The organism is Kitasatospora nipponensis (genome assembly GCF_039528135.1).
In the GTDB taxonomy this organism is placed as follows: Bacteria; Actinomycetota; Actinomycetes; order Streptomycetales; family Streptomycetaceae; genus Kitasatospora; species Kitasatospora nipponensis.
Genome location: NZ_BAAALF010000005.1, coordinates 72472 through 92638 on the forward strand (window position 1 = coordinate 72472; position 20167 = coordinate 92638).

General features: G+C 73.1%; 18 protein-coding genes. 6 read left to right on the forward strand and 12 right to left on the reverse strand.

Features of this window, described 5'->3' with window-relative positions:
• Positions 1–106: 106 nt before the first annotated feature.
• From ABD323_RS02910 to ABD323_RS02935, 6 genes are all read right to left on the reverse strand, one after another.
• Positions 107–2518, reverse strand: coding sequence for a collagenase (locus ABD323_RS02910; RefSeq protein WP_344438683.1), 2412 nt, complete (start codon positions 2516–2518; stop codon positions 107–109).
• Between the two features lie 195 nt (positions 2519–2713).
• Positions 2714–3703 (reverse strand): ABC transporter ATP-binding protein, encoded by a 990-nt coding sequence (locus ABD323_RS02915; RefSeq protein ID WP_344438685.1) that lies wholly within the window; start codon positions 3701–3703, stop codon positions 2714–2716.
• On the reverse strand, positions 3700–4704 hold the full coding sequence (locus tag ABD323_RS02920; RefSeq protein ID WP_425555842.1) for an ABC transporter ATP-binding protein: 1005 nt from the start codon (positions 4702–4704) through the stop codon (positions 3700–3702). The genes ABD323_RS02915 and ABD323_RS02920 overlap by 4 nt, the downstream gene beginning before the upstream one ends.
• Positions 4674–5663 carry an ABC transporter permease gene (locus tag ABD323_RS02925; RefSeq protein ID WP_344438689.1) on the reverse strand — a complete coding sequence of 330 codons (990 nt, stop codon included), beginning with the start codon at positions 5661–5663 and terminating at the stop codon, positions 4674–4676. Before ABD323_RS02925 ends, ABD323_RS02920 begins: the two co-directional genes overlap by 31 nt.
• Entirely contained in the window at positions 5660–6616 is a 957-nt protein-coding gene (locus tag ABD323_RS02930; RefSeq protein WP_344438691.1) for an ABC transporter permease, read from the reverse strand. Before ABD323_RS02930 ends, ABD323_RS02925 begins: the two co-directional genes overlap by 4 nt.
• Before the next feature lie 12 nt (positions 6617–6628).
• Entirely contained in the window at positions 6629–8368 is a 1740-nt protein-coding gene (locus ABD323_RS02935) for an ABC transporter substrate-binding protein (RefSeq protein WP_344438693.1), read from the reverse strand.
• Positions 8369–8647: 279 nt separating this feature from the next.
• On the opposite strand from ABD323_RS02935, the gene ABD323_RS02940 reads away from it, so the two are divergent.
• The 3 genes from ABD323_RS02940 (at position 8648) to ABD323_RS02950 (ending at position 11173) form a co-directional block, all read left to right on the forward strand.
• The gene (locus ABD323_RS02940) at positions 8648–10126 is read left to right on the forward strand and encodes an aminopeptidase P family protein (protein WP_344438695.1); all 1479 of its coding nucleotides are present in this window, start codon (positions 8648–8650) and stop codon (positions 10124–10126) included.
• A 157-nt stretch (positions 10127–10283) separates the two neighbouring features.
• The gene (locus ABD323_RS02945) at positions 10284–10769 is read left to right on the forward strand and encodes a helix-turn-helix domain-containing protein (protein ID WP_344438698.1); all 486 of its coding nucleotides are present in this window, start codon (positions 10284–10286) and stop codon (positions 10767–10769) included.
• Positions 10770–10792: 23 nt separating this feature from the next.
• Positions 10793–11173, forward strand: coding sequence for a DUF4180 domain-containing protein (locus tag ABD323_RS02950; RefSeq protein ID WP_344438700.1), 381 nt, complete (start codon positions 10793–10795; stop codon positions 11171–11173).
• Between the two features lie 49 nt (positions 11174–11222).
• Here ABD323_RS02950 and ABD323_RS02955 read toward each other — a convergent pair whose 3' ends face one another.
• Together ABD323_RS02955 and ABD323_RS02960 are read right to left on the reverse strand one after the other, a co-directional pair.
• Positions 11223–12182 (reverse strand): aminoglycoside phosphotransferase family protein, encoded by a 960-nt coding sequence (locus ABD323_RS02955; RefSeq protein ID WP_344438702.1) that lies wholly within the window; start codon positions 12180–12182, stop codon positions 11223–11225.
• A 58-nt stretch (positions 12183–12240) separates the two neighbouring features.
• Complete coding sequence (locus ABD323_RS02960; RefSeq protein WP_344438704.1) at positions 12241–13296, reverse strand: NAD(P)H-dependent flavin oxidoreductase; 1056 nt, start codon at positions 13294–13296, stop codon at positions 12241–12243.
• A gap of 207 nt (positions 13297–13503) precedes the next feature.
• Between ABD323_RS02960 and ABD323_RS02965 the strand changes: the two genes are divergently transcribed.
• Positions 13504–14568: a COG1361 family protein gene (locus ABD323_RS02965; protein WP_344438706.1), complete on the forward strand. Its 1065-nt coding sequence runs from the start codon at positions 13504–13506 to the stop codon at positions 14566–14568.
• Positions 14569–14668: 100 nt separating this feature from the next.
• Here the strand turns inward: ABD323_RS02965 and ABD323_RS02970 are convergent, their stop codons facing one another.
• Both ABD323_RS02970 and ABD323_RS02975 read right to left on the reverse strand, forming a co-directional pair.
• Positions 14669–15313: a response regulator gene (locus tag ABD323_RS02970; protein WP_344438708.1), complete on the reverse strand. Its 645-nt coding sequence runs from the start codon at positions 15311–15313 to the stop codon at positions 14669–14671.
• On the reverse strand, positions 15310–16590 hold the full coding sequence (locus ABD323_RS02975; RefSeq protein WP_344438710.1) for a sensor histidine kinase: 1281 nt from the start codon (positions 16588–16590) through the stop codon (positions 15310–15312). The genes ABD323_RS02970 and ABD323_RS02975 overlap by 4 nt, the downstream gene beginning before the upstream one ends.
• 331 nt (positions 16591–16921) lie before the next feature.
• Here ABD323_RS02975 and ABD323_RS02980 point away from each other — a divergent pair, with 331 nt between their 5' ends.
• Both ABD323_RS02980 and ABD323_RS02985 read left to right on the forward strand, forming a co-directional pair.
• A complete protein-coding gene (locus ABD323_RS02980) occupies positions 16922–17995 on the forward strand; it encodes an ABC transporter permease (protein ID WP_344438712.1) in 1074 nt (357 codons plus the stop codon).
• Positions 17992–18711: an ABC transporter ATP-binding protein gene (locus ABD323_RS02985; RefSeq protein ID WP_344438714.1), complete on the forward strand. Its 720-nt coding sequence runs from the start codon at positions 17992–17994 to the stop codon at positions 18709–18711. The genes ABD323_RS02980 and ABD323_RS02985 overlap by 4 nt, the downstream gene beginning before the upstream one ends.
• 33 nt (positions 18712–18744) lie before the next feature.
• Here the strand turns inward: ABD323_RS02985 and ABD323_RS02990 are convergent, their stop codons facing one another.
• Positions 18745–19341, reverse strand: a complete 597-nt coding sequence (locus ABD323_RS02990; protein ID WP_344438716.1) for a Uma2 family endonuclease — start codon at positions 19339–19341, stop codon at positions 18745–18747.
• A gap of 90 nt (positions 19342–19431) precedes the next feature.
• A complete protein-coding gene (locus tag ABD323_RS02995; RefSeq protein ID WP_344438719.1) occupies positions 19432–20160 on the reverse strand; it encodes a GntR family transcriptional regulator in 729 nt (242 codons plus the stop codon).
• Positions 20161–20167 lie beyond the last annotated feature (7 nt).

Below are 20167 nucleotides of genomic sequence, written 5' to 3' on the forward strand. Positions count from 1 at the left end.
CGGGCCGACCGGACGGGGCTCCGGTCGATCGGGACCTGCTGGAACCCGGCCGGGCGCAGCCCTCGTGAGGTTCCCCACTGCGCCCGGCCGGGAGTTCTGGGGAGCGTCAGCGGCGCAACGGACCCTCACAGGTGTAGGTCGCGGTGCCGGCCTGGCCGGTGCTCCAGACGTCGACCGCGCCGAAGTAGCAGTTCATGTCGTTGAGGTTGTTGGCGACGTCCTTGGTGCGGCCGAGGATGAAGTAGTCGACGGTGTGCGACATGTCCTTGAAGACCTGGTTCGGGTCACCGGCGTTGGAGAGGTTGGCGGTGATCCTGCCGGTGCAGACGAAGCGCATCGGCTTGTTGGCCCAGTCGCCGTTGTCCACGCAGGTCGGTGTCGAGGAGGTCGCCCTGGTGATGGCCGCGGCCACCTCGGCCGGGTAGGCGAACTGCAGCGCGCCGTTGGCGGTGAAGTCGGTGCTCGGCACGTAGAGGTCGGCGACGTGCGCGATCTGGACGTCCAGCCAGGCGCTGTACTCGGAGTTCAGCGCCGCGTCGTTGCTGACCCGGTCGCGCCACCCCTGGAAGCCGGCTGGGTCGTCGGCGCGCTGGTAGCCGTACATGTCGCGGATCAGCTGCGGGTGCCGCTGCCAGAGGAACTCGAAGAACGTGCCGGCGTAGTTGTAGAAGTGGAAGGCCGGGGTGTCGGTGTAGGTGGCGTGGATGAGGTCCTTGACGGTCATCCGCGGGATGCCGCTCGCCTCGTCCTGGGCGAGCTTGGCCACCAGCGACCTGCGCACCTCGATGCCCTGGTCGCGGGTCGAGCCGTCGAAGAACTCGGCGGTGCCCTCGTCCATCGCGGTGGTCATGTCGTTGCTGTACCAGCGCGTGTTGCCGAAGTAACCCGGCACCGCCCAGCGGCCGTTGAGGTAGTGGGTGTACTCGTGCCGGAACAGCTCCTCGAGGGTGAGGGTGGAGTCCTGCGGCACCCGGCGCTGGTAGGTGTAGAAGGTGGCGCCGTTCTCGATGTAGATGCCGCCGTTGTTGGTGGCCATCCCGGTGAGCAGCGGGTGGTAGACCTCGTAGTCCGAGCGCGAGGCGTACAGGTGGATGTGCAGCGTGGAGTTGACGTCGCCGGCCAGCGGCACGTCGGTGCCCAGCACCCGGAAGAACTGCGTCTTCACCTGCTTGCTGGCGTAGTACATCTGGTCGACGGTGGCCTTGTCGAGGGCGGTGTGCACCTCGATGGCGCCGTTGTCGTAGCGGTAGGTGTACGGGAAGAGCGTCGCCTCGATCTGCGCGGTGCAGACGTTGAACTGCTGGCAGAGGCCGTAGGTGTTGAGCCAGCCGACGATCTTCACCCACGGGTCGGAGTAGGCGCCGAAGTTGGTGCCCACGGTGGCGAACAGGCCCGGCAGGTCGGCCTTGACGGAGGCGGCGAGCGCGGGGATCTGACCGAAGCGGCCGTACTCGGCCATCGCGTCACGGGTGGTCCAGACGTTGGCGGTGCCCTTGAGGTGGGTGTAGCCGGCGTAGGCCCGGAAGGCCGCCCGGTAGGCCGGGGAGGCCGCGATGGCGTTCTCGAAGACCGGGTCGCCGTTGTAGATGCCGAGGTAGTTGGCACTGAGCGCGGCGAGGACCGCGGCGCTCCAGCCGTTGTCGCCCGCCAGCGTGGTGCCCGGGCCCATGGTGCCCAGGATCCGCTGGATCAGGCCGAGTTGGTTGGATCTCAGCCCGGTGATGCCGCCGACCACCATGGCCTCGGAGAGCGTGGAGCCGGCGTAGGTGGTGGGTGCGAAGGCGAGTCGCGAGCCGGTGTAGACGGTGACCGCCCGCTGCAGCGCGGCCTGCGTGTCGGGGGTGTCCACGCTGATCGCGGAGTTGTTCCAGGCCAGGTAGACGACCCCGTGCAGGAAGCTCCACAGTTCGAGCAGGTGGGCTGCGCCGGTGCCGTCGTCGGTGGCCGAACGCGCGACGACCGCGTCGGTGACGGCCTGGATGTGGGCGGCGTCCATGATCTTCGCGTAGCGCGCGTCCCAGGTCCGCATGAGGTTGTTGACGCAGTCGGCGTTGACGGCGGGATCGCTGAGGAAGTCGACCAGTTGCTGGGTCCCCAGGGCGGCGATGCCCGCCGGGGTGCACGGCACGCCGGCCGCGGTGGTGGCGCTCGCGCCGGAGGGCGCGGCGGCGCCCGGCCCGGCGGCGGCGGCGGGCACGCCGGGGGCGGTGGGCAGCAGGCCCGGCACGCCCAGCAGGGTCAGCGAGCCGTCGCAGGGCGCCGCGGCGGCGCTGGCGGTGCTGGCGGTCGCGGTGCCGAGCTGGTCGACCTCGTCGAAGGCCGAGGGGGTGGCGCCGGCACCCGGGCTCGGCGCGGCGGGCGCGGCGGGGGCGGGGGCGGGGGCGGAGGGCGCGGGCAGGGCCGCCGTGGGGGCGGCCGAGGTGGTGAGGGCCTGAGCGGTCTGGATCGCGGGCAGGGTGAGGCTGGCGGCCAGCGTGGCGGCCAGCAGGACGCGACGCACGGGACGGAGCTGTGACACCAGGTACTCCTGGGTGTGAGGGAGTGGGGGTGACACGCCGGTGTGGGTGGGGGGCGGCGCGCGGAGCAGGGTGGAACGCGGTCCCTAGGGCGGACCCGGAGCCGTGCCGCCGCGGGAGGGGTGTGCGGCGGTACGGCCCCGGGACGGTCCGAGGGATCGTCGGTGGGAGGCGGGCCGAGGGTGCTCGGCCCGCGCTCAGGACTCCGGGAAGTGGCAGGCGACCTGCCGCTGACCGGGTCCGGCGATCGTCAGCAGCGGTGGTTCGCTGCGGCAGATCTCCTGGGCCTTGGGGCATCGGGGGTGGAAGGTGCAACCCGAGGGCGGGTTCGCGGGGCTCGGCGGGTCACCGAGCAACACGATCCGCTCCCTGGCCCGCTCCGCCGCCGGGTCGGGCAGCGGTACCGCGGACAGCAGGGCCTTGGTGTAGGGGTGCGCCGGGTTGGCGTACACCTCGGCCTTCTCGCCGATCTCGACGATGCGGCCCAGATACATCACGGCGACCCGGTGGCTGAGGTGCTTGACCACCGCCAGGTCGTGCGCGATGAAGACGTAGGCGACGCCCAGTTCCCGCTGCAGACGCTCCATCAGGCCCACGATCTGGGCCTGGATCGAGACGTCCAGCGCGGAGACCGGTTCGTCGGCCACCACCAGCGCGGGCCGGGTGGCCAGCGCCCGGGCGATGCCGATCCGCTGGGCCTGGCCGCCGGAGAACTGGTGCGGATAGCGGTCCAGGTGTTCCGGCGCCAGGCCCACCAGCTGGATCAGCTCGCGCACCTCGCGCCCGATCTCGCCGGCCGCCAGCCCCTGGGCCCGCAGCGGGGCCGAGATGATCTGACGCACCGGCTGGCGGGGATTGAGCGAGGCGAACGGGTCCTGGAAGATGATCTGCATCTTGCTGCGCAGCGGCCGCAGGGCGCGCTGGCTCAGCCGGGTGATGTCGTTGCCCTGGAAGTCGACCTGCCCGGCCGTGGGGTCGAGCAGGCGCACCAGCATCCGCCCGGTGGTGGACTTGCCGCAGCCGGACTCGCCGACCAGGCCGAGCGTCTCGCCGGGGCGCACGTCGAAGGAGACGCCGTCCACCGCCTTGATGCCGGCCGTCCGGCGCATCCCCTGCCGGGGGGCGGGGAAGGTCATCCCCAGGTCGCGGACGGTCAGCAGGGGTTCGGGGCCGGTGCTGGTCGTCATGCCGTCACCTCCTGGTGGACGCAGGCGCTGCGGTGGGCGGCGTCGATCAGCCGAAGCGGCGGCCGGGCGGCCACGCAGGCGTCCTGCGGGTCGGCCGCGTACACGGCGCAGCGCGGATGGAAGGCGCAGCCCGCCGGCGGCGAGAGCAGCGAGGGCGGACTGCCCGGGATGGCGCGCAGCGCCTCGCCCTCGGGCGCGTCCAGCCGCGGCAGCGAGTCCAGCAGGCCGCGGGTGTAGGGGTGCCGCGGCGCGCTGAACAGCGTGTCGGCGCTGGCCTGTTCGACGGCGGCGCCGCCGTACATCACCAGCACCTCGTCGGCCACCCGGGCGATCACGCCCAGGTCGTGGGTGATCATGATGATGCCCAGGCCGCGCTCGTCCTTGAGCTTCATCAGCAGGTCGAGCACCTGGGCCTGGACGGTGACGTCCAGCGCCGTGGTGGGCTCGTCCGCGATGATCAGCTCGGGCTCGCAGGACAGGGCCAGCGCGATCATCGCGCGCTGGCGCATGCCGCCGGAGAACTGGTGCGGGTGCTCCCCCGCGCGGCGGGCCGGCTCGGGGATGCCGACCTCGCCCAGCGCCTCCACCGCCCGCGCCCAGGACTCCCTGTAGCTGCTCCCGAAGTGCTCGCGGTGCGCCTCGGCGATCTGGTCGCCGATGGTGAAGTAGGGGTGCAGCGCGGTGAGCGCGTCCTGGAAGATCATCGCGATCCGCCGGCCGCGCAGCTTGCGGACGTCCTCGTCCGGGGCGCCGATCAGCTCGGTGCCCTCGAACTTCACCGAGCCGGTCACCCTGGCCCCGCGGTGCAGGCCCATGACGGCCAGCGAGGTGACGGACTTGCCCGAGCCGGACTCGCCGACCAGACCCAGCGTCCGGCCTCGCCCGACCGAGAAGTCGACCCCCTTGACGGCCTGCACCAGGCCCTCGGCGGTGTTGAACTCGACTGCGAGGTCACGCACTTCGAGCAGTGTCACGAGAGCCTCGCTCGCGGGTCGATCCAGGCGTAGACGATGTCCACGACCAGGTTGGAGGTGACGATGAAGAAGGCGGCCAGCAGCGTGATGCCCATCACCACCGGCTGGTCGGCCTTGTTGAGCGAGTCGGCGAAGAGCTTGCCGACGCCGGGCAGACCGAACAGCGACTCGGTGATCACCGCGCCGGCCAGCAGGCCGCCGAGGTCCATGCCGAGCATGGTGACCACCGCGGTGAGCGCCGGGCGCAGCCCGTGCTTGGTGACCACCCGCCGCTCGGGCAGGCCCTTGGCCCGCGCGGTCCGCACGTACGGCTCGGCGAGCGTCTCGATCACCGAACTGCGGGTCATCCGGGCGTACATCGCCGCGGTGGCCAGCGCCAGGGTGATCCAGGGCAGCAGCAGGTTCTGCGCCCAACCGACGGGGCTGTCGGTGAAGTTGACGTAGCGCGGGTAGGGGATCAGACCGAGGACGGTGACCACCACGTAGAGCAGGATCATGGCGGTGAAGTAGACCGGCACCGCCGCCACCCCGATGGTGCCGACCATCAGCGTGCGGTCCACCCAGGAGTTCTTGCGCAGCGCCGAGAGCACCCCGGCGCTCAGGCCGATCAGCAGCCAGATCACGGCCGCGCCGATCGCCAGCGAGAGGCTGGCCGGGAAGCGGTCCATCATCAGGTCCCAGACCGGGCGCCCGCTCTGGAAGGAGTAGCCGAAGCAGGGGAAGCCGCAGTGCACCGCGTACTGCCCGGTCCCCATCGTGCGGCCGGCGAAGACGGCCAGCACGTAGCGGCCGAACTGCACGATCATCGGGGCGTCCAGGCCCATCTGCTTGCGGACCAGCTCGACCCGGTCGGGCGTGCAGTCCTTGCCGCAGAACTGCAGGGCCGGGTCGGTGGGCAGCAGGTAGAAGATGGTGAAGGTGACCGCGCAGATCACCAGCAGGGTGCCCGCGATGGCGAGCAGCCGGCGCAGCAGGAAGGCGGTCATCCCAGGCCGCCCTTCGGGTCGAGGGCGTCGCGCAGCGCGTCACCGAGCAGGGTGAAGGCCAGCACCACCAGGAACAGGCAGGTACAGGGCAGGGCGAAGAACATCGGGTCGACCTTGTAGTACACGGCGGAGTCGGTGATCATCTGCCCCCAGGACGGGGTCGGGGGGCGCACGCCCACCCCCAGGTAGGTCAGGCCCGCCTCGGAGCCGATCAGGCCCGGGATGGCCAGCGTGATGTAGACGATCACCGTGCTGGAGAGGTTGGGCAGGATCTCGGTGAGCAGGATCCGCGCGCTGCCGGTGCCACTGGCCCGGGCCGCCTCGACGTACTCACGGTGCTTCAGGGAGATCGTCTGCCCCCGGATCACCCGGGCGATGTAGGGCCAGGTGAACAGGCTCATCACGACGATCAGCAGCACCACCCGGTTGGCGTTCTTGACCACGGAGAGCAGTGCGATCATGAAGATCAGGCTCGGGAAGGACATCATGACGTCCATGAACCGGCTGATCACGCTGTCGATGCGGCCGCCGAAGTAGCCGGCGACGACCCCGAGCGTCACCCCGACCACGGTGATCAGCAGCGCCGCGCTGAAGGCGACCAGCAGGCTGATCTGGGCGCCGTAGAGCAGTCGGGCGAAGACGTCGTGGCCGAGCATCGGCTCGACTCCGAGCCAGTGCCTGGCGCTCACCCCGCCGAGCGTGCCGCGCGGCAGTCCACCGAGGTAGGGGTCGATGGCGTGCTTGTCGGTGTCGGTGGGACCGAATCCGGAGATCGCGGTCAGCACCGGCGCCAGCAGCGCGGTCAGCACGAAGAAGAGGATGATGCCCAGGCCGACCAGGGCGATCGGGCGGCGGCGCAGCCGCCGCCAGGCGGACCGCCAGGGGGAGGCCGGAGCCTGCGCCCCCTGACGGTCGGCAGCCGGCTCCACCGGGAGCGGGGCAGTGGTGGTCACCTAAGTCCCTTGCTACTTGACGGACTTGAGGCCGATGGTGGCGTAGTCGATCTCCGCCGACCAGACCGGGTGGGCGAACGCGCCCGCGATGTTGGACCCGACCAGCAGCGGCTTCTTCTGCCAGGTCAGCGGGACGGCGGGCGCCGCGTCCATGATCTTGGAGTCCAGCGCGAGCCAGGCGTCGTTGGCCGCCTTGACGTCGCTCAGCGTGGCGATGCGGTCCATCTCGGCGTCCACCGAGGCGTCCTTGAAGCGGGACTTGTTGCCCTGGTTGCCGGTGTCGGTGATGATCCGGCTGTCGAAGAGCATCGGCAGGAAGGTGGCGCCCGAGGGGTAGTCGGGGCACCAGCCGACGATGGCCAGGCCGGTCTGCTTGTTCTTGTCACCGATGATCGAGTTGGCGACGCTGGGGTCCACCGCGTCGATGGTGACGTTGATGTTGATCTTCTTCAGCGAGGCCTGGATCGCCTCGGCCTGCTGCTTGGCACCGGTCGAGACGGTGATCTCGGTGTTCAGCCCACCGCTCAGGCCGGCCTCCGCCATCAGCTGCTTGGCCTTGTCCAGGTCGCCGCTGACGGGGATCTTGAAGTGGTCGACCGAGGTGCCGCCGGTCAGCTCCGGCGGGAGGTAGGTGGTGGCGATGTCGGCCAGCGCCGGGCCACCCACCGAGGACTGGAAGGCCTCCTTGTCGATGGCGTACTCGACCGCCAGGCGCAGCTTCTGGTTGTCGAACGGCGCCTTGCTGTTGTCCATGTTCAGCATCGCGGTGCAGTTCGAGTTGTCGCTGACCAGGCGGGACTTGACGTCGGGGTTGGTGATCACGTCCGGCACCTTGGCGGGGGTGAGGTCCGAGTACATGATGGCGTCCTTGTCATCGCCCTGGTCGGCGATGAGACGGTCCGCGATGCCGGCGCTGCCGAGCGTCTGGTCCACCACGATCTTGTCCGGGTAGGCCTTGCGCACCGGGTCGCTGGCCGGGTCCCAGTTGGTGTTGCGCACCAGCACCAGCTGCTTGCCGCGGTCGTACGTGTCGATCTTGTACGGACCGGAGGAGAACGGGTGGTTGCTGTAGCCGGCGCCCGCCTCCTTGGCGATCGGGACCGGCGCGAAGGTGGGCAGCGTGACCGTGTAGCCGAACTCGGCCACCGCGCGCTTGAGGTGGAAGATGATCGTCTTCGCGTCCGGGACCTCGATCGCCTCCGGGCCCAGCCGCTGGCCCTTGAGGGGGCCGGCGTAGCCCGCCGGCGCGTTGAGGTACTGCTTGGCGTAGTCCGGGCCGCCGGGCAGCTCGGAGGAGAAGGAGCGCTCGACGTTGTACTTGATGTCGTCGGCGACGATCGGGCTGCCGTCCTCGTACTTGAGGCCGTCCTTCAGGTGGAAGGTCCAGGTCTTGGCGCCGTCGCTCGGCGTGCCGAGGTCGGTGGCCAGGTCCGGGACGATCTCCAGGCCGGTCGCACCGGGCGCGGCCTTGAAGGTGGTCAGCGTGCGGTAGAGGGTGCGCAGACCGAAGTCCATCTCCGGCTCGACCCAGTTACGGGTCGGGTCGAGCTGCGAGAAGTCCTGGTTGGACAGGATGTGCAGGGTGCCACCCCTGACCGGCGTCCCGCCGATGATGCCGTCGCCCGCGGTGGTGATGCCCTTGCCGTTGTCGGCGGAGGTGTCGTTGCTCTTGCTGCTGGAACACGCCCCGAGGCCGAGGGTGAGTGTCGCAGCGATCGCCGCCGCGAGGGCAGTGTGGGTACGCCTGGTCATGTGCACTCCGCATAAAGGGGATTGGCGCGAGGGGAGGCCGGAGTTTCGGCCGTCGTCCGCCCGGGTCTTCCGGGTTCCAGGCGGTCGGCCGCCGGGGGCTAGCCGCTCCTGAGGTGTGACCCGTAACATAGTAATGTGAAATTGCACTGGCAAGGGATGGTGCGACCCGTTACCTAGCTGTGTCCGAACGGACCGTCAACTACCATCCCCCACGCCGGCATCGACGCAGGTCACAGCCGCCACACCGGACAAAAGCCGTACTCTCGAGGAGCCGCCCCCATGACCTCCCAACCCTCCCGGCCCGCCCCCGCACTGAACACCGGCAGCCACGACCTGCCGGTCTCCGCCGCCCTGGAAGCCTTCATGGGCACCGCGTGGGCACCCTCCCCGCTGGCCGCCACCGACCGGGTCCCCGCCCACGACGTCACCCCCGCCCGGCGCGCGGCGCTCAGCGCCGCCTTCCCCGGCGAGCGCCTGATCGTCCCGGCAGGCACGCTCAAGGTCCGCAGCAACGACTGCGACTACCGCTTCCGCCCGCACAGCGCCTACACCTGGCTGACCGGACTGACCGGCGAGGACCAGGTCGGCCACGTGCTGGTCCTCGAGCCCACCGGCCCCCAGGGCCACGAGCCCGTCCTGTACCTGCGCCCGCGCTCACCGCGCGACGGGTCCACCTCCGAGTTCTTCCGCGACCGCCGCTACGGCGAGTTCTGGGTCGGCCGCCGCCCCGACCTCGCCGAGGCCGGCCGGCTCACCGGCGTGCGCGCCGAGCACCTCGACCACCTCGGCAAGCTGCTCACCGGCGCCCAGCCGCCCACCCGGGTGCTGGTCGGTGTCGACGCGGCGCTGGACTCCGCCACCGGACGCCCCGGCGACACCGGGACCGCCGAGCGCGACGAACAGCTCGCCGGCCGGCTCAGCGAGCTGCGCCTGGTCAAGGACGCCTGGGAGGTCGGCCAGCTGCAACTGGCCGTCGACCACACCGTGCTCGGCTTCGAGGACGTGGTGCGCGCCCTGCCCACCGCCCTGCGCCACCCGCGCGGCGAGCGGTGGATCGAGGGCGTCTTCAACCTGCGGGCCCGCGCCGAGGGCAACGGCACCGGCTACGACACCATCGCCGCCAGCGGCGCGCACGCCAACGTCCTGCACTGGATCCGCAACGACGGCCCGCTCGACCCGAGCAAGCTGCTGCTGCTGGACGCGGGCGTGGAGACCGACTCCCTCTACACCGCCGACATCACCCGCACCCTGCCATTGAACGGCACCTTCTCCTTCGTCCAGCGCCAGGCCTACGAGCTCGTGCTGGCCGCGCAGGACGCCGGCATCGCCGCCCTGCGCCCCGGCGCCAGCTTCCGCGACTTCCACCGCGCCGCGATGCGGGTGATCGCCGAGGGGCTGGCCGACTGGGGCGTGCTGCGGATCCCCGCGGAGCAGGCGCTGCAGGAGGACAGCGGTCTCTACCGCCGCTACACCCTGTGCAGCAGCGGGCACATGCTCGGCCTGGACGTGCACGACTGCGCCAAGGCCCGGGCGGACACCTACCTGGACGGCGTGCTGGAGGAGGGCCAGGTGCTCACCGTCGAGCCGGGCCTCTACCTGCAGCCGGACGACGAGACGCTGCCGATGGAGCTGCGCGGGATCGGGATCCGGATCGAGGACGACCTGGTGATCACCGCCGACGGCGCCCGGCTGATGTCCGGGGCGCTGCCGCGCAGCGTCGCGGGGATCGAGGAGTGGATGGGGACGCTGCTGGGGTGAGCACGGCGGGGGCGGCGAGGGCGGTGGGGCCTCGCCGCCCTCATCACTCCCTATCGTTCCTCAAACAGTCGAATGCGATGGCACTTCAGGGAAGGATAGGGAATACTGGGCCTCCCAGGAGAGAGCCCGACCCCGTCCGACCCCGAAAGGGATCACCGTGCCGCAGCAGTACTACTCGGTCGAACAGGTCGCGGAGCTGCTCGGCCTGCACGTGCGGACGGTGCGCGGGTACGCGCGCGACGGCCGGCTGCGGGCCACCCGGATCGGCAAGCAGTACCGCATCGCGCGCGAGGCGCTGGAGGCGTTCACCGCAGGCACCGCCGCCGACGGCGTCACTCCCGCCGCCGTCGCTGCGGCCGACCCCACGCCTGCCCCGGCGGCGGGGGCGACCGGCGCCGCCCGGTCGCACGCCGAGGCGTCGAGCATCGTGCAACTCGACGGGATCGACCGCCCCGCGGCCTCCCGGCTGATCAACACGGTGATGGCGCTCCTGACCGGCCCCCCGCAGGGCGGTGAGCGGCTGCACGTGGAGACCGTCTACGACGAGGAGCGGCAGGTCCTGAAGGTGATCGTCCTGGGCGGGCTCGTCGGCACGGCCGAACTCCTGAAGATCATCGCCGCCCTGGCCGAGAACATCGGCTGAGACCCCACCGAGAGGACCACCCCATGCCCGACCTCCTCCAGCACCCGCACGGCATCCCGGTCCTCCAGTGCGACCCCGACGGCCCCCCGCTGCGCACCGAGGCCGACGCGCTCGACGTGGTCGGCTCCGCCCTCCACCACGGCGCCCACTGGGTCGCCGTCCCGGCCGAGCGCTTCGACGACGGCTTCTTCCAGCTGCGCAGCCGCCTCGCCGGCGAGATCCTGCAGAAGTTCGCGAACTACCGCCTGGGCCTGGCGGTCATCGGCGACATCTCCCGCCACCTCGCCACCGGCACCGCCCTGCCCGACCTGATCCGCGAGAGCAACCGCGGCCACCAGGCCTGGTTCCTCCCGGACGCCCAGGCCCTCCACGACCGCCTCGCCCCGCCCCCGCCCGGCCGCTGACCCCCGGGCCCGCGGCGCCCAGCCCCCGGCCACCGCCGCCGCTCGCGCCTCACAGCCCGGCCAGCCCCGCCAACACCCGGACCCGGCCCAGCGTCTCGAGCGCGCCGGCCGAGTCCCCGTGCTCGAGCATCCAGAGCGCGCTCTCCACCCGGCGGGCCACCGCCCACGCCTGCAGCCGCCGGACGTCCTCGTCGAGGGCATCGGCCAGCAGCGCGAACCGCTCGGTCAGCACCCGCACCGGGTCGGCGTGCGCGAAGGGATCGTCGAGCTGCTCCAGCAGCGGCCAGGGGTCGTAGCCCGGGTCGCCGACCATCGGCTTGGCGTCGATGGCCAGCCAGTCCCGGCGCCGGGCGGCGAGCACGTTGCCCGGATGGAAGTCACCGTGGAGGACCACCTCGCGCGTGGCCGAGGCGGGCAACTCCCGCAGCAGCCGCACCCCGTGCGCCACCAGCCCGGGGTCGAACGCGGGCCGCAGGCGGGCCGCCCGCTCCTGCGCCAGGTCGGCCCACTCCCCGGTCACCGCGCCCAGCCGCTCCAGTCCCGCGGGCTCCGGCGGCGGCGCGATCCACAGCTCACGCAGGATCCCGGCGCCCACCAGCAGCCGTTCCTCGGTGCGCAGTCGGTCCGCGCTCCCCAGGGCGTCGCCCGGCTCGCACCGCTCGATCAGCAGCGCGTACCGCTCCCGGTCGCACCGGTGCAGCCGCACCGCGCCTCGCCCAGCCCAGCACCGCAGCGCCTCCGCCTCGCCGGCCGCCTCCGGGTGCGGCCGCCTCACCTTGAGCACCACCGGCCGGCCCTGCGGTCCGCGAGCCGGTGCCACCCAGGAACAGCTTCCACCGGGGAAGGGCGGGCCGAGCCGCAGCGACCAGCGCTGCCGCAACTCCTCGACCAGCTCCGGCAGGCCCGCGAGCCACGCCCGGCCGGCGGCGCTGCGCTCCGCCGCGGCCCACACCGGCAGCGTCGGCGGGAACAACCCGCCCGCCACCCCACCATCGGCCCCCTGCAGCATCCCGCCACCGCCCCTCAGCAGTTCCCCGCCCCGCTGGACACTCCCGCACGCCGGCCGTTCAGCGCGCTCCGGACCCGCCCCGTGCCTGCTCGGTCTCGTGCCAGAGGCGGGCCACCACCTCGCCCGCGGGCTCCGCGCGGGCGGCGCGGTGGGCAGTGCCGGCGGAGAGGTGCAGCTCCTGCAGGTCGCCGCGGGCCGCGGCGGCCGCGCGCAGCGGGGCGGTCAGGTGGTGGACCGCCGGGTAGGCGTGCGGGGCGTGGTCGGCGTGCCGGTCGGTGAAGGCGTTGCGCAGCCCCCGGGCGGCGCGGCCGGTGAAGGCGCGGGTGACCACCGTCTCCGTGAAGGCCGGGTCGGCGAGGGCCGCGCGGTGCGGGGCCGAGGTGCCGGCCTCGTCGCAGCGCAGGAAGGCGGTACCCAGCTGGACCGCCCGCGCGCCCGCGCCGAGCGCGGCGGCGAGCCGGTCCCCGGTGCCGAGGCCGCCGGCCGCGATCAGCGGCAGGTCGACGGCCGCCCGGACCGCCGACAGCAGCGCGAGCAGCGGCTCGGTCCCCGGCACGGTGTCGGCCCGGTGGGTGCCGCGATGACCGCCGGCCTCCGGTCCCTGGACGCAGAGCGCGTCGACGCCCAGGGCCGCCGCCGCCCGCGCCTCGTCGGCGCTGGTCACGGTGGCGACCTGCGCGGTGCCCACCGCGCGCAGCCCGGCGGCCTCCTGACGGGTGGGCAGGCCGAAGGTGTAGGAGACCAGCGCGACCGGATCCGCGAGCAGCGCGGCGATCTTGGCGCTCCAGTCCTCGTCGTCCGCAGGGATCAGCTCGGGCAGGTCGACGCCCCGGCGCCGCGCCTCCGGCAGCAGCTCCGCCCGGTAGCGCGGTACGCCGGCGAGCGCCTGCGGGTCGGTCGGGCCCGGGACGAAGAGGTTCACACCGAACGGACGGTCCGTCAACGCGCGGGTGTGGGCGATCTGTTCGGTCATCGCGGCGGCGGTGCGGTAGCCGGCTGCGAGGAAGCCGAGACCGCCGGCCGCGTTCACGGCGGCGACCAGGTCCGGGGTGGAGGCGCCGCCCGCCATCGGCGCGGCGATCAACGGCAGGGTGGGCTCGTCGAGAGTGAACACCGGCCCACTCTACGGCGATCCGGATCCGGGCGGTGGGCCCGCGCACCCCTTACGGCACCGCGGCGTCACGGGCAGGTCGGACACGGCCGACCGGCGCAGTGCGGCGCCCCACGGGCGGCGTAACCCCGCAAGCCGGAACCGGCCACGCTGAGTAGGTTCGCAACCGAACGATGACGTTCACCCCGCCCCTCCCACCGGAGTACCCCCATGCGGATCCCCGCCCTGCTGGCCGCCGCCGTGCTGCTGCCACTTCCGCTCGCCGCCACGGGCACGGCCACCGCCGCGGCCCCCCACGTACCCGGCCGCAGCACCGGCCACAGTGCCAACCACACCGCCGTCCTCGGCTCGCCCCCGGCCACCACCCGCGTCACCCCGCGCGTCGAGGTGGACGCGACCACCGGGGCCACCACCCCGGGCAGCCGGCCCGGCAGCACCCGCGGCGCGGCTCCCGGCACCACTGCCGGCAGCGCCCCGGCCGCGCATCGCTCGGCGTACGGCAAGGACCTCAGCGTCAGCGTCAGTCCGCCGTCCTTCCCGACCGCACCCGGCGGCGTCGGAACCGTCCTGGTGACCGTCTGCAACAACGGTACGGAGACCCCGACGTCCGCCTCGCTCGTGGTCAACGGCCCCGGAGATCCCGGGCTCAGCCTCGCCGCCGGCCCCTTCCAGGAGGGACCGATCGACGGCGGCTGGAACTGGATCCGCTTCCCCGTCGCCCAGAACCTCGCACCGGCGAGCTGCGCGACCTACACCGTCTTCGCCACCAGCCTGAGCACCACCCCCGGCCCGGCGAGCTACCCCGGTGGGACGGCCGAGGTGGACTGGGACCCGAGCCAGAACCCGACCGACAACTCCACGACCTGGGCCTTCGACACCTCCGCCCCGGTGACCAACGCCGTGCTGGAGCTCGCCCGCCCGCCGAAGCCGACCGCCCCCGGCAACCCGGCCGACTTCGAGATCGTCGAGCGCAACCTCGGCCCGTCGACCGACTACCCGTGGCGCGGCCAGGTGGTGGCGACCGTGCCGCCCGGCTCCCGCTTCCTCAGCAGCGCGCCGGACTTCCGGCAGTGCGTCATCTCCGCCGACGGCACCACCGCCACCTGCGACGACCCGGTCGACAACACCTGGGCCTTCAGCAACCGCGGCTTCGCGCTGCAGGTCGACCCGGGTGCCACGCCCGGCACCGGCATCCCGGTGACCATCACCCAGCAGGCGCCGGCCAACCCGGACCCGCACCGGTTCGTGCTGACGGTGCTCATCCCGGTCTGCTGATCGGACGGCGGTACCTCGGGCGGTGGCCCGGTCGCGACGACGCCGACCGGGCCACCGCCACGCGGCCGCCCGCCCGGGGTCGGCCGGGGCCAGTCGGGATTCAGCCGGGCCGGATCAGTCCGCTGCTCAGGCCGGAGGCGATCGCCGCGGTGCGGCTGTCGACGCCGAGCTTGTCGTAGATGTGCACCAGGTGGGTCTTGACGGTGGCCTCGCTGATGAAGAGCCGTTTGGAGATCTGCCGGTTCGCCAGCCCCGCGGCGAGCAGCTGCAGGATCTCCGCCTCCCGTGGCGAGAGCGTCGGACGACCGGCCCGGACCCGCCCGAGCAGCCGGGCCGCCACCGGTGGGGCCAGCACCGTCTCACCCCGCGCGGCCGCCTGGACGGCCGCGACCACCTCCTCCGGCGGGGCGTCCTTGAGCAGGTAGCCGGTCGCGCCGGCCTCCACGGCGGCCAGGATGTCGGCGTCGGTGCTGTACGTGGTGAGGATCAGCACGGCCGGTGGATCGGGCAGCGCGGTGATCCGGCGGGTCGCCTCGACGCCGTGCATCCCGGTCCCCATCTGCAGGTCCATCAGCACCACGTCCGGACGCTGCTCGCCGCGCTGGCGCAGGTCCGCCAACAGCTGCAGCGCCTGCCCGCCCTCGGCCGCCTCGCCGACGGCCACCAGCTCCGGCAGGTCGTCCACCATCGCGCGCAGGCCGCGCCGGACCACCGGATGGTCGTCCACCAGCAGGACCCGGATCACCGCGTCACCTCTCCCGTGCCGGTCGACTCCGAGCGACCGGCCGCCGCCGCGCTGCGCAGGGCCTCGGCCACCACACCCTCCATCGTGCCGATCGCCCGCACCGGCAACGAGACCGCCACCGCCGTGCCCTCCCCCGGGGCCGACTCCACGGTCAGCCGGCCACCGAGCGCGGCGATCCGCTGGCGCATCCCGTGCAGGCCGAAGCCGCCGGTCGCCTCCGGCCCGCCGGCCCCCGCCGCCCCGCTCCCGGACGCGGAGCCGGAGCCGGACCCGGAGCCGGCACCCGCGCCGCGCGCCCACGGGTCGAAGCCCACACCGTCGTCGAAGACGTCCAAGGTCACCTCATCGTCCAGATAGCTCAACGTGACCGCGATCTGCTGCGCCCCCGCGTGCCGTACGGCGTTGGCCAGCGCCTCCTGGGTGAGCCGCAGCAGCGCCACCTCGGCCTCCACCGGCAAGGGGTACGGCTCACCGTCCAGGTGGAAGGCGGCCCCGCGACCGGCCGAGAGCCGGCGCAGCGCCTCGGTCAGGGTGACGTCGTCCAGGGCGGGCGGGGTGAGCGCCTGGACGAAGCGGCGGGCCTCGGCCAGGTTCTCGGCGGCGGTGCGGCCCACCTCGCCGATCCGCTCGGCGGCCGTCCGCGGGTCGGCGGGCAGCGCCGACTGCGCCGAGCGGGCCAGCAGGACGATGCTGGACAGCCCCTGGGCGAGGGTGTCGTGGATCTCCCGGGCCAGCCGCTGACGCTCGGCCAGCCGGCCCGCCTCGCGCTGACTGGCCGCCAGCTCGCCACGGGTGAGCATCAGCGCGTCGATCAGCTCCTGGCGCGAGCGGCTCTCGCGGTAGAGCGCGGCGTAGCCGGCGGCGGTCAGCAGGGCGACCGCCGCACCGGCCAGCGGGCCGAGCACCTTGGCGAGCGTCAGTCCGCCGTCGGTCCGCGCCTGCGCGGCCACCACGACCCCGGTCATCAGCACCGCGAGCGGCAGCGCCCAGCGCACCGGCAGCACGTGCAGGCAGACGAAGTAGAGCGGGAAGACCAGGTAGCAGAACTCCGGGTGCAGCAGGGTCAGGGCCGCCCAGAGCGCCAGCACGGCGGCCAGCCAGCAGGCCGCCCAGCGCCGGTCGGCGCGGATCCGGGGCACCGACCCGCCCGCCGCGTAGAGCGCGCCGAGCGCCGCCGCCAGGGCCAGCCCGCCCGCACCGAGCCCGCCCGTGGCCAGGCCGCGCACCAGCAGCACCGCCAGCAGGGTGAAGAACAGCCCGTGCAGGGCGACGTTCATCCACCGCAGGGCCGGGGTGCTCGCAGAATGTCCGGCGGGATCCGGCGCACGGCCGTACCCCGGCCCCGGTGCGGGGCCGGACAACAGGTCCGGCCCGGGACCGGGTGCGGGTCCGGGCGGGAGGTCGGGAGGGTCGAGGCGGCTCACGCCTTCCGAGGGTACGGGCCGGCCTGCGCCGATCCGCGCGATCGGGCATCCATCGTTCGATGGATTCCCGGGTGCACCAAGCGATGGGTGCGCACTCCACTCCTCTCCCTGATGGCAGGCGGCCGCCGGTCCGCGACTGTGGAGCGGTACCCAGCCGGCCACCCACGACCAGAGAAGGTCCTCCGTGTTCGTCGCCCTGCGTGACATCCGCTTCGCCAGGGGCCGCTTCGCCCTGATGGGCGCGGTGGTCACCCTGATCACCACGCTCGTGGTCTTCCTCTACGGACTGACCGGCGGCCTGGCCTCGGCCGCCTCCTCGACCATCGCCGGGCTGCCGGCCGACCGCATCGTCTTCGGCGCGCCGGCCGGCGGCGCGCCGACCGTCTCGTTCAGCTCCAGCAGCATCACGCCCGCCCAGCAGGCCGCCTGGGCCGGCACCCCAGGGGTCCGCTCGGCCGCGCCGGTCGGACTCTCGATGACCCGGCTGACGGCGGCCGGCACCGCCGCCTCGGTCAGCGTGCTCGGCACCCCGACGGCGCTGCTGCCGCCGCTGCTCTCCGGCGCCGCCCCCGCGGACGACCAGGTGGCGGTGGGCGCCGACACCGCGTCCACCGACCACCTGTCGGTCGGCGAGCAGGTCCGGATAGGGGCCCGGACGCTGACGGTCTCGGGCATCACCGCCGAGCGCTCCTACGCCCACGCCCCCACCGTCTGGACCACCCCGGCCACCTGGCAGGCCGTCAGCGGCCAGAGCCAGCCCACCGCCCTCGCGGTGCGCACGGGCGCCGGCGCCGACCTCGGCGCGGTGGACCGGGCCCAGAACACCACGGCCGTGCCGCTCTCGGACGCCCTGTCCGGTATCGACGGGTACGCGGCGGAGCAGGGCAGCCTCCAGCTGATCCAGGGCTTCCTCTTCGCCGTCAGCGCCCTGGTGGTGGGTGCCTTCTTCACGGTCTGGACCGTCCAGCGCAAGCCCGACATCGCCGTCCTCAAGGCCGTCGGCGCCAGCAGCGCCTACCTGGTGCGCGACGCGCTGGCCCAGGCCGCCGCCGTCCTGCTGGCCGGCGCATTGCTGGGTGCGGCGGTCGGCGCCGTCGGGGGCCTGATCGCCTCCTCCGGCGTGCCCTTCGAGCTGAGCGCCGCCAGTGTGGCCGTACCGGTGGCCGTGATGGTGCTGCTCGGCCTGTTCGGCGCCGCGCTGGCGGTGCGCCGCATCACCTCCGTCGACCCGATCGCCGCGCTGGGAGCCAACCGATGAACACCGTCACCGACCCGACCGACCCCACCTCCCTGCGCACCCGCAGCGGGCTCGCCCTGCACGGGGTCACCCTCAGCTACCCCGACGGCGAACAGCGGTTGACCGCCCTGGACGACGTCTCGCTGGAGGTCGCCCCCGGCGAGTTCGTCGCGGTGGCCGGCCCCTCCGGCTCGGGCAAGTCCAGCCTGCTGGCGGTGGCCGCCACGCTGCTGCGCCCTGACCACGGGCAGGTGCTGATAGACGGTCAGGACGCGGGAGCGCTCTCCGAGCGGGCCCGTACCGCGTTGCGCCGCGAGCGGCTGGGGATCGTCTTCCAGCAGTCCAACCTGCTGGCCTCGCTCACCGCGGTGGAACAGCTGCTGGTGCTGGAGGACGTCCGCGGCCGCCGCCCCCGCGAGGCCCGGGCCCGGGCCGAGGAGTTGCTGGCCTCCGTCGGCCTGGCCGCCGCCAAGCAGCGCCGGCGCCCGCACCAGCTCTCCGGTGGGGAGCGTCAGCGGGTCAACATCGCCCGCGCGCTCTTCGGCCGGCCCTCGGTGCTCCTGGTCGACGAACCGACCTCCGCCCTGGACCACGAACGCGGCGCCCAGATCGTCGAGCTGCTCGCCGAGGTCACCCGCACCCACCGCACCGCGACCGTGATGGTGACGCACGACCGCGACCTGCTCACCCGAGTGGACCGCGTCCTGGAGATGGCCGACGGCCGCCTACGGGGCTGATCCCGGGCCCCACCTCGGGCCACGCCGGGCGCGCTACTTCGCCGGCCCGAGCAACGCGTCCACCTCGAGCTCGACCACAGCGCCGACCGACCCGGGCAGGGTGAACGACTGCCCCGGGTGGTGCACGGCGTGCACGCGGTACTCACCGCCCTGCGGGTCGCTGAGCACCCGGACGCGGCGACTGTTGCGGTCCACGATCAGGTAGACCGGGATCCCCGCTCCGGCGTAGGCGGCGGGCTTCACCTTGAGATCAGTCTGGTAATTGGTGGAGGTCACCTCGGCGACCATGCGGAACACCGCCGGGTCGTAGCACCCGTACTCGACCCGGTGGTCCCGGTAGTCGGCGTCGACGAGTGCCAGATCGGGGACGGCGTAGTCCGACGGGCCGCCCGGGAGCCAGAGCCCGATCGCCTGAAGCACCCGTGAGTGCTCGGCATGCAGTCCCGCGGCCATAAGGGGAAGCATCAGGTCGCTGAGTGACTCGGCGTGCGGACCGCTGGCAGGGGGCGTCACGATGATCTGCCCACCGATGATCTCGACCCGGTGACCGTCCAGCAGGCCGGCGATCCGGTCAGCCGTGTCGAGGAGGCTCAACGGCTCGCACCGCTGTTCTCCCGGCCCGGCGGACATGGGGTTCCTCCCGACTGCCGATGTCGAGACCATCGTCGCAGGGCGCCCCGCTCCAGGGAGGGTCGTCGGGCGCCGTTCACTCGGACGGGGTCAGCCCGCCACCGTGCCCTGGCGGGAGCCCAGGCGCAGGGCCGGCTTCTCCTCCTCGGCCTCCTCACGACCCGCCGCCCACAGCGAGCGGATGTGGCCCAGGTGGCGGGCCATGCAGGCCTCGGCGGCCTCCGCGTCGCCGGCGATCATCAGGTCGAGCAGCTCCAGGTGCTCCTCGGCGGAGGAGACCAGGTCGCCGCGCTGGTCGAGGCGGGTCAGGCCGTAGAGGCGCGAGCGCTTGCGCAGGTCGCCGACCACCTCGACCAGTCGCGCGTTGCCCGCGAGCCCCAGCAGCGTGAGGTGGAACTGGCGGTCCGCCTCCAGGTAGCCGATCAGGTCGTGCTTGCGGGCGGCGGCCACGATCTGCTGGGCGACCGGGCGCAGCGCCTCCAGCTGGTCGCCGGTCGCGCCACGGGTGACCCGGCCGACCGTGGGGACCTCGATCAGCGCGCGGATCTCGGTGAAGTCGTCGAGGTCGCGCTCGGTCATCTCGGTGACCCGGAAACCCTTGTTACGCACGGCCTCGACCAGGCCCTCGCGGGCCAGGTCGAGCATGGCCTCACGGACCGGGGTGGCCGAGACGCCGAAGTCGGCGGCCAGCGCCGGGGCGGAGTACACGACACCGGGGCGCAGTTCGCCCGAGATCAGTGCGGCCCGCAGTGCGTGGGCGACCTGGTCGCGCAGGCGCTCCTGGACGGAGATGAGGGGGCGGGGCTTTGACTCGGTCACTGCGGTC